At 32.1% G+C, this 9,562-nt stretch carries 10 protein-coding genes; 5 read left to right on the top strand and 5 right to left on the bottom strand.

The genetic code is table 11. The features are described from left to right. Window positions 1-101 precede the first annotated feature (101 nt). From K9L97_06070 to K9L97_06060, 3 genes are all read right to left on the bottom strand, one after another. Window positions 102-539 (bottom strand): hypothetical protein, encoded by a 438-nt coding sequence (locus tag K9L97_06070; GenBank protein MCF7872570.1) that lies wholly within the window; start codon window positions 537-539, stop codon window positions 102-104. Between the two features lie 191 nt (window positions 540-730). Beyond that, window positions 731-2,461 (bottom strand): hypothetical protein, encoded by a 1,731-nt coding sequence (locus K9L97_06065; GenBank protein MCF7872569.1) that lies wholly within the window; start codon window positions 2,459-2,461, stop codon window positions 731-733. A gap of 53 nt (window positions 2,462-2,514) precedes the next feature. Beyond that, the gene (locus tag K9L97_06060) at window positions 2,515-2,928 is read right to left on the bottom strand and encodes a hypothetical protein (protein MCF7872568.1); all 414 of its coding nucleotides are present in this window, start codon (window positions 2,926-2,928) and stop codon (window positions 2,515-2,517) included. Window positions 2,929-3,026: 98 nt separating this feature from the next. On the opposite strand from K9L97_06060, the gene K9L97_06055 reads away from it, so the two are divergent. Together K9L97_06055 and K9L97_06050 are read left to right on the top strand one after the other, a co-directional pair. Further along, on the top strand, window positions 3,027-3,731 hold the full coding sequence (locus K9L97_06055) for a DUF2391 family protein (GenBank protein ID MCF7872567.1): 705 nt from the start codon (window positions 3,027-3,029) through the stop codon (window positions 3,729-3,731). A 5-nt stretch (window positions 3,732-3,736) separates the two neighbouring features. Then, window positions 3,737-4,084 carry a hypothetical protein gene (locus tag K9L97_06050; GenBank protein MCF7872566.1) on the top strand — a complete coding sequence of 116 codons (348 nt, stop codon included), beginning with the start codon at window positions 3,737-3,739 and terminating at the stop codon, window positions 4,082-4,084. Here K9L97_06050 and K9L97_06045 read toward each other — a convergent pair. Both K9L97_06045 and lonB read right to left on the bottom strand, forming a co-directional pair. Continuing rightward, window positions 4,081-4,335: a 50S ribosomal protein L35ae gene (locus K9L97_06045; GenBank protein MCF7872565.1), complete on the bottom strand. Its 255-nt coding sequence runs from the start codon at window positions 4,333-4,335 to the stop codon at window positions 4,081-4,083. The two genes, K9L97_06050 and K9L97_06045, sit on opposite strands and share 4 nt — an antisense overlap. Window positions 4,336-4,374: 39 nt before the next feature. Then, complete coding sequence (lonB, locus tag K9L97_06040; GenBank protein ID MCF7872564.1) at window positions 4,375-6,306, bottom strand: ATP-dependent protease LonB; 1,932 nt, start codon at window positions 6,304-6,306, stop codon at window positions 4,375-4,377. Between the two features lie 100 nt (window positions 6,307-6,406). On the opposite strand from lonB, the gene K9L97_06035 reads away from it, so the two are divergent. From K9L97_06035 to K9L97_06025, 3 genes are read left to right on the top strand one after another with little or no spacing between them, the layout of a single operon-like run. Then, entirely contained in the window at window positions 6,407-6,745 is a 339-nt protein-coding gene (locus K9L97_06035; protein MCF7872563.1) for a hypothetical protein, read from the top strand. 36 nt (window positions 6,746-6,781) lie between these two features. Next, window positions 6,782-7,858 (top strand): glycoside hydrolase family 15, encoded by a 1,077-nt coding sequence (locus tag K9L97_06030; GenBank protein ID MCF7872562.1) that lies wholly within the window; start codon window positions 6,782-6,784, stop codon window positions 7,856-7,858. Between the two features lies 1 nt (window position 7,859). Next, the gene (locus K9L97_06025; GenBank protein ID MCF7872561.1) at window positions 7,860-9,374 is read left to right on the top strand and encodes an L-lactate permease; all 1,515 of its coding nucleotides are present in this window, start codon (window positions 7,860-7,862) and stop codon (window positions 9,372-9,374) included. The last annotated feature ends 188 nt before the right edge of the window (window positions 9,375-9,562 follow it).

Genomic DNA, 9,562 nt, shown 5'->3' with positions numbered 1-9,562 from the left:
ACTCACGCCAGCAATTTTACGAACTTGATAAGTAGTTTCACCCTCGTTTTTTCGCCTAATTGTTTCCATGAGTTTCCCTCTTGTGAGTTTCATACATTGATTTAACTCTCCGTAGGGAAATAGTTTTGGGATAACACAGAGATATATTTTTTCCAATCTTTTAAAACTGTGAAGCCTTCTTCTGTTTTACATAATTGATCATGCACATAATCTCTATTTTCTTCAAATCTATCTATTATCCAGCCACAATCCATTGGTTGTATTGTTTCATCTAAAGATCTTGCATGAGAATGACCTTCAAATATTTTGTATTTTGAGTCTAATGAATCTATTATTTTCTTTATTTTCGGATCGTTTTTGGCTGTGTTTAAAGAATGGTTTGCGCCGTATTTTTGTTCTTCTAATACATAGGGCATATCTTTGAATATTAATACATCATTTTTTGGTTCTGTAACTAAGATGAATGATTTTTCACATGTTCCTATCGCTGTTTTTTCTATTAGTTCAGACAGCTCATTTTTATCTATTATTAAATCCATTCATGTCGAGAAAAAAAACAAATATATAAACTTTGTTATTGTTTGGTGGTGAATTGATTGGATGGTTAGTTGAATTGTTGGTTGAATGATTAGTTGAATAATCTGTTGAATTGTTAACGATTAAAAAAAAGAGATAATAAAGATTAAAAAAAGAAAAGAAAAAAAGAAAGAAAGAAATAATGAAGAAAAACTTAACTTGAAAAAGCATCAAGCAACTTTAGTTTATCTTCTAAACGAGCATTCTTGAATTTATTTTTCAAAATATCCTTTAGATTAGTAACCTCACTTGTAGTCACAACATTATCGCTATTAGTACTGCTTAAATCTGCTCCAGTAATTTCCTTGAAAAATTCACGATTATCTGCATAAGTTTTACGGGAAAAAACTTCGTACTTCTTCCTTAAAGTATTTGCTTTTCTAGTAGAACTTACATTAGGTCCTGATGTAGGTCCTATTCCTGCAATTGTTGTTTCAGGGATACTGTCAATAATTCCTTTAAACACAACAGTCATCCGTAGCTTTGTGTTGCCTGTGTTTATTGCGCTGTGGACACTTTCTACTGTGCTTTTTTCAGTATTTGACACAGAGGTATATTTTTCTTTAATAGTTGCCCAGTTCACAGATATATCTTGAAGAAGTTTAGTGGCGGCTTCTAAATCAGCACGCACATTAATGAGATCTGTAGGACTGACAGTATCGCTTGTACCATTAATTAAAGTGCTTAAATGATCCTTGAATTTATCATATTTAGTATCATATGATTTAAAATCTGAATCTATTTTATTATAGTGTTCATCGAAAGCTGTATACACCTTATTCAAGTCATCTAATTTTTTTAATGCAGTTTCTATTGGTGTTTGAACATTGTTCTTAAAGGTTGCGCGTGCAGCAGGAGATAATGAAGATTTTAACTTATCTATGAAGTTTTCTGCTTGTTTTTTAAGAGCTTCAAGTTCTTTTCGCTTACCATCCATATTTTTTTTAATATCTTCAAATTCAGCTTTTACTTTCTCTTTCTTTTCTTCTAGAACTCCTGTAATCTTTGACAGTTCTCCTCCATGACCTTTGATTAAATCAGGTGCATGTTTTCCTCCTAAGAATTTGTCTATTGTTTCATGTATTTGCATTAATCCTTTGATGCCATCAGCAATACTTGATTTTAATGTTTCTATAGCATTACCGTACTTTGTCAAAGCTTTCTCTTCTTTTTCTAGTTTCTTTTCTTCAGGAGATTTTCCAAATCTATCCCAAATATTTTTCATTCCTTTAGCAGAATCCGCTACGTCAGATGCATATTTATTTACAACAGGGCTTGTTCTTCCTGCACCTATTAATTTGAACATTCTGAAGAATTCAACTATAAACATTATGAAGAAGAAGAAATTAAACAAAGATTTTAAATCAGCCCATGAAAAACCATTTTGAACAATAAAACCTTGAGGAAAAGGAATTACTCCGCTATTAAGAACAACCATTAATAAGCCGTAAATAAATGCTCTTAACAAGTGAATCATATGATTATCATTTTCATTCTTGTAAGCTAAAACCAATCCTGCTATTAGAGGCCCTAAAACTAATATGGAAACGAAAAGTCCTTGAAATAAACCGAATATGAGTTCGATTGTTTTAGCATTTAAACCTGCAACAGAGATTAAACCGATAGCTAAAGCTAAAGTGACATTAATAGAATTTTTTTCTTTTTTTAATTTTAAAGGATCAACCCCATATAATAATCCATACATAATAGAAAATATTGCTAAGAACAATAGTGCTCTTTGCATCCATATTTCTCCTATCATAACAGCTATATTTTCTATGGCGTCGCCAAAGAAATCAGGAATAACAGATCCTTCAGCAAAAACCATTGTAGGCATTAATATCAGAAATAATAATGAGAAACCAAAAAATGTGTTCTTTTTCATTTTAAATTATCCTCCACCAAAATATTTTTTTCATTAGTTATTATTAGTATTCATTAAAAAGGTATATATTGTCCAATCATATTTGCTAGCAAATACTCCCATATGTAAGGGGATGCCATCACTAGTATACCTATTATTAATGTGTGAATAAATGATTCTCCTACTCCACCTTTCCCAGTTATGGATGCAGCGGCTTTTATTTTTATCATAGCAACTAAACCAATAGCAACTCTTGCTCCTAAATCATACCAAAAATTCCCTGTAATTCCAACTAAAGATAACGCCCATTCAATATTCATCGCTATAAATGTGAATACAAGCATTACAGGTATCGCGTGTAAGCCGTGCTTAAGCCAATGCATTCCTGCTTCGTCTTTTGCCAAAAAAATCAATTCGATAATACCAAGAAGTAAACCTATAGCAATACTAGGTCCTATTAGTATACTTGTCGTTGCTTCAACTGCCATACCTCAAAATTTCAATTCAAAGTATATAAAGTTTTCTATTTCTGTTCTTTTGCAGTATAGTAAAGCTTTTAAATTACAAAATTAATTTAAAGAGCAAATTGGTTAAAAAAAAGAGTGTGAAAAAAACAAAGAAGACAAAAACGTCTAAATCTAAGAGTATTTCTCAACTTCAAAGAATAAAAAACATAGAAGACTCTCAAAAAATAATTTTACAAAAACTTGACGCAATATTAAAAGAAGAAAAAGAAATAGAAAATGAAGAACTGCAAGAGATAGATTTAGAAAAAAAACAAATAGATCAAGCTCATGCAATACATATAGAAGAAGCAGAAGAACTAGCACAACTAGCTAAACTCGAGAAATTAGAAGAAGAAATAAAATCACAAGTCTTAGACAAACCCTTAAAGAAAATAACTATGCGAGACATAACAAAAGGAATAATAGGAGCATTCTTTGGTATAGTTGGCCATTTCGCATTTTACAAAGGAGTAGAGATAGGCAGTCATTTTAGCTACATGAGAAGTATATCATTATTATTGCTAAGTTTTTTCATAGTTGTAATATTCCTTTATTTCGCAGGATTTAGAAGAGTGGATGACCATTTTGTAATGAAAATACTTCCATTAAGAGCAATAGTGCTATACGTAGTGTCTTTACTCACAGTAGTACTGGTGCTTTTTGTATATGGGAAAATAAGTTTTACAACGCCGTTTCACGAAATTTTTGGAATAGTATCTGCAATAAGCGTATTAGCAGTCATAGGAGCAGGAACTGCTGATTTAATAGGCAAAACAGAGGAATGATAATAATGAGTAAAGAAGTAAAACAGGCATGGGAAAGAGCAAAAAAAAGCGTTAGTAACTCTTTTTTAACTTTAAACAATAAAATATTTGAAATTGCATCATACACTGATGATAATTTAATAGATGGACCTTTAAACACTTTAAGGGAAGTATTTGAAATAGCATATAAGTTCTTAAAAAAATGGAATCCTTTAAAGCATGACTGGGTAGTAGAAGAAGAAGTAGAATTCAACACCGCTATGAACGAACTAAGAATAGAATTGAAAAAAGAAGACTCTCAAAAAGCTACAATAGAAAAGTGCATGAATAATTTAGCGGTTAGAACAAAAAATATTGTAAATGTAAAAATTTAATTTATTTTTACTTTTTGTCCAATAGCTTGACCAGGCATGCCTGTTTCAAACTTAACTAAAAGAGCTCCAGAATTACCATGAGCTTTAGTAACTTCACCAGAAATATCTTTTTTACCAGTATTATAAACTACTTTTTTACCAACTAATTTACCAGCATCTTCTTTACCGGTAATAGAATCTACTTTGACAATCATTCTACTATCAGCAGTTCTTGTCACAGACCTCTTAAAATTAACTATTATACCTTCCATAACTTTCAGAAAATAATAACTATTTATAAAGCTTACTGATTAGTGTTTGGACAGTACTACTTTTCTTAATTTTTCCTTACCCTTCCAATCAAAAACAACATCAAGAACTTCAAAAAGCCTACTAACAGGAATAATTTTTATTTTTTTCAACTTATCATCCTTAATAACTATATCGCCCATATTACTTTTAGGAACAATAACACTCTTAATACCCGCATCAATAGCTGCTTCAACTTTACTAGTGACTCCTCCGACAGGTAAAACGTCTCCTCGAACACTAAGAGAACCAGTCATAGCAAACTCTTGTTTTATAGGAATATCTTTCAAAGCGCTAATAACTGCGACAGCCACAGCAACAGAAGCACTATCTCCTTCAACACCCTCATAAGTCTGTAAGAATTGAACATGAATGTCTTTTTTCTCCATAAAATCTTTACCAAAATACTTTTTAATAATAGCAAAAACATTTAATACGGCTTCTTTTGCAATATCTCCTAATTTACCTGTTGCAATAATATTTTTTTCTTTACCAGGACTTACTTCTGATTCAATAGGTAAAATAATTCCAGAATTACTACCATCCATACCAATAACAGCCAAACCATTAACTCTTCCGACTTTCAAACCAGACGTAGTAATCAATTCATACTCTTTCTTACGCTCAATATACCTATCCGATAATTGTTTTTCCAAAGACCTAGAAACAGTTCTAGCTTTCGTAATATGTTCAATAGTTACAAGCTTTGCTTTTTCTTCCAAAGCAATATCCCCTGCAGCTCTAATTAATCCTCCAAGTTCTCTTAACTTCAAAGTCAAATGACCTTTTCTGCTAGCCTTTCTTTTAGCTTCCTCAATAATCTCAAGAACAGAATCCCTACTAAAATGAGGAATCTTACCATCACGAACAACTTCTTGTGCAACAAAAACCCCTATTTTATTCCTATTACTAACATTATCAAGCATAGTGTCTTTCATATAAACTTCATACCCATAACCCCTAATTCTACTTCTAAGAGCAGGGTGCATATGCTTAATAGTCTCCAAATTACCAGCAGCGATCAAAACAAATTTACAAGGAACAGGATCTGTTCGAACCATAGCTCCCGCACTTCGCTCACTTTGCCCAGTAATTGAAAATTTACCTTCCTGAATAGCAGTTAATAACTCTTGTTGAGTATTTGCAGCCAAAGTAGCAATTTCATCAACAAACAAAACACCTAAGTGCGCTTTGTGAATCATACCTGCAACAACACGTTCATGAGCAGGAGTTCCTAAACCTCCTGACTGAAAAGGATCATGCAAAACATCTCCTAATAAAGCACCGGCATGAGCACCAGTAGCATCAAAAAAAGGAGCCTGTTTTCTACCAAAATTATCAACAATAACCTTAGGAGACTGAACAACTTGTTTATCTCCCATTCTTTTACTAAGATTCATAGAAATAACAAATAAACCGATAATAACAACAGAAATAATGCTAGAACCAACAATAAAAATAGAACCTGCAACAGGACCATATTCATTAATAAAATAATGAAAACTAACAATATTTAACAAAAATAAAATACCAATAACAACAAACAAAATAGTGTTTTGATTTCTAAGTGACTGAGAACTCTGAACTTTAGAAGAACTAACAACGCCTCTGCCCTTTCCACCTGGAACAGTTCTTATAACAGGCTGATTAGCATCATTAGGATTAGGAAAACTAAGAACATCAACTAACTTCTCTTTAGGTAACAACTCAGCCAAAGCCAACCCAAGCATAGACTTGCCAGTTCCAGGTTCGCCAATCAACAAAACATGCCTTCTTTGAATACTAGCTTTCTTAACAACTTCAATAGCATCTTCCTGACCGATCACCTGATCAATAATTTTATCAGAAACATTTAACTCACTAGTATCATTAAATTCTAGCTCCTTATTCATATCAAGCTCTTTAGTTTTTTTAACAGATTTCTTCTTTGCCATAATACCTACCAAGGATAATTCGCAACACTTAAAAAAGGTTTCGGAAAGAATCCGAAAATGATTACGAACGTCAAATAAAAACAAATCAAATAAAAGCTTTATGAAAATAAACACAATAGAAATAATTGCGCTAATAATAATACTAATAGGCCTATTACTTCTAAAATATGTCTTTCTTGACTACACACCCGCATCCCCGATTCTTGAAAAAGACGCAGATAAAGCAATAATAAAAGGAAAAATCACAAAAATATATGAAAACGAAAAAACAACAACCCTTTACATACATACCTGCGAAGAAATAAAAGTCCAAATAAAAAAAAATCCGGGACTAAAATTAAATAATACAATAGAAGCAACTGGAAGCACATACAAAGGAAAATTTTACGCTGACACTCTAAAAGTAACACAAACATTAACAACGGAGAAAAATATATAAAACACAGCAACAAATAACATTAAAAAAGAGGCGCAAATGAAACTAGAACTAAAAGAAAAACTAACATATAACAACATACTAGTACAACACCTAAAAATTCTAAAAAATCTACAATACGAATCAGGATTATTTGCTGCAAGCAGAAAAGACGTAGGAACAGGATACGACAAATCCTGGCTAAGAGATAATTTTTACGAATGCTTAGCATTCATAATATTAGAAGATTGGGAAACCGTAGAAAAAACATATAACGCACTAATAGAAATATTTTTAAGGCATGAATACAAAATAGATTGCGCAATACAAAATAAACCACAACACAAACACGAATACATACATGCAAGATTCCACCCAAAAACATTTGACGAATTCTGGGAAGATTGGGGAAACAAACAAAATGACTCCATAGGCGCAATACTTTACATGATAGGCACACTGGAAAATCACCACCAAAAAAGCATGATAAAAAATGAAAACCATACAAGAATAATAAATAAACTAATAAAATACTTAGAAAGCATAAGATACTGGGAAGATATAGATAGTGGGATGTGGGAAGAAAACGAAGAAATACACGCAAGCAGTGTAGGTGCTTGCTTAGCAGGCCTAAAATCCATAAAAAACTGCAAAGGAATAAAAGTGCCTGAAGAACTAATAACAAAAGGACAAGAAGCACTAAACCAATTACTACCAAGAGAATCAAAAACAAAATTTGTAGATCTTGCACTACTAAGCCTAATATATCCCTACAACATAGTAAACGAAGAACAAAAAAAACAAATACTTGAAAACACAGAATATCACTTGCTAAAAAACAAAGGTGTTATAAGATACAAAAATGATTATTATTACAATAAAAATCCAGACGGACACAGTGAAGAAGCAGAATGGACGTTTGGACTATCCTGGCTTGCAATAATATATGAAAAAGAAAACAATAAAGAAAAAGCAGACTTTTTCATAAACCAAATGCTACAAACACAAACAAAAGAAGGCATACCAGAACTATATTTCTCAAATACAAACACACCAAACGAAAACAACCCATTAGGATGGTCAGAATCTATGTTCATAATAGCGCTACACGAAATAAATAAAAACCACACAGAATAAAATGATAGACCTATTAATAGCAATAAGCCCAATAATACTAATAATAATTCTCCTATTTATTTTGAAAAGACCCATAATCCAAGCAGCACCGATAACCTTCTTTTACACACTAATACTTGCAACAATAAAAACAAATATAATTCCAACAACTTGGGAACTAGAAACAAAATACGCTCTGGCAAGCATAATAAAAGGAACATTAACCGCAATAGATATAACAATAATAATATTTGGAGCAATATTTTTTCTAGAATTCCTAAAAGAAACAAAACTAATACAATCAATAGAACACTACTTAAGCACAGTAAGCAAAGACCAAAGAATACAAGGAATAATATTAACGTGGTTTTTATGTAGCTTTATAGAAGGCACAGCAGGATTTGGAACTCCTGCTGTAATAGTAGCGCCCATACTAGTCGGCATAGGCTTCTTGCCAGTAACAGCAGTAGCAATATCCTTAATTGCAGACAGTACAGCAGTAACGTTTGGAGCAGTAGGAACACCTATAAGAATAGGATTTGCAGGACTGCCAACAGCAACAGTACCCTTCTACGCAGCATTAATAAATTTAATAGCAGGGTTAATAGTACCAATTGCCATACTAGTAATCATAGTATATTCAAACAAAAACAAATCAATAAAATCCGTAACAGAAATGCTACCGTTTGCAATATGGGCTGGAATAGTGCTCTTAGTACCTTACTTTCTAAGTACATATTTAGGACAAGAATTTCCTAGTTTAATAGGACCCTTAATAGGACTTGCAACAATAATATATACAACAAAAAAAGGATTCTTAGTGCCAAAAAATACGTGGAGATTCCATGAAAAAAAAACAAAACTAGAAAAACACACAAAAACAAAAACCTTCCTCCCACACATACTACTAATAATTCTCTTACTAGGAGGAAAATACATATTTCCAAAATACTCTGTAAACATAATAACTCCAATAACTCACACCATAAATACATACAATCCAGGAATTTTGTTTATCTTAACAACACTAATATTTGCAGCACTATATCCTGATACAAGGAATAAAATCATAAACAGCATAAAAGAATCAACCAAAATTCTATACAAACCATTCATAGCAATACTCTTCATAGTATCCTTTGTCCAAATAATGGTAAATACTAATTTAAACATGACTGGAACCCAAAGCATGATAACAATAATTGCATCAAACCTGCAAACAAAAGCCTTGCCGCTAATAGCTCCAATAATAGGAGCATTCGGAGCATTCATAAGTGGAAGTGCCACAATATCAAATTTATTATTCGGACAATTTCAATATACAGCAGCAACAACATTAGGAATAAGCACGGCAATAATACTCGCACTACAAGTAATAGGTGCCTCAATAGGAAATATGATATCTCTTACAAACATAGTGGCCGCACAAGCAACAGTAAAAATACAAGGAAAAGACGCAGAAATCATAAAAAAAACAATAATTCCCTGCATAATATATCTTATTCTGACCGGAATAATAGGATTTCTAATTCTATAAAAAAACTTATTTTACAACAAAGTTTAAAAACAATCACTCACAAACGAATAAAATCAAGATAAGTTAAGAGCACCCACCTCTGAAGAAGTGGGTATGCTTCGCACCTAGCGGTGCTCGGCTCTTAACTTTCAATATTCACGTAAAGATTTTTGCAAATCTTTATGTTGAGACTGTTGGATATATTTCCT

This window comes from Candidatus Woesearchaeota archaeon (genome assembly GCA_021735165.1).
Classification (GTDB): domain Archaea; phylum Nanobdellota; class Nanobdellia; order Woesearchaeales; family 21-14-0-10-32-9; genus JAIPET01.
Note: the sequence above shows the minus strand (reverse complement) of the source record. Positions and strands in the feature narration are given on the sequence as shown.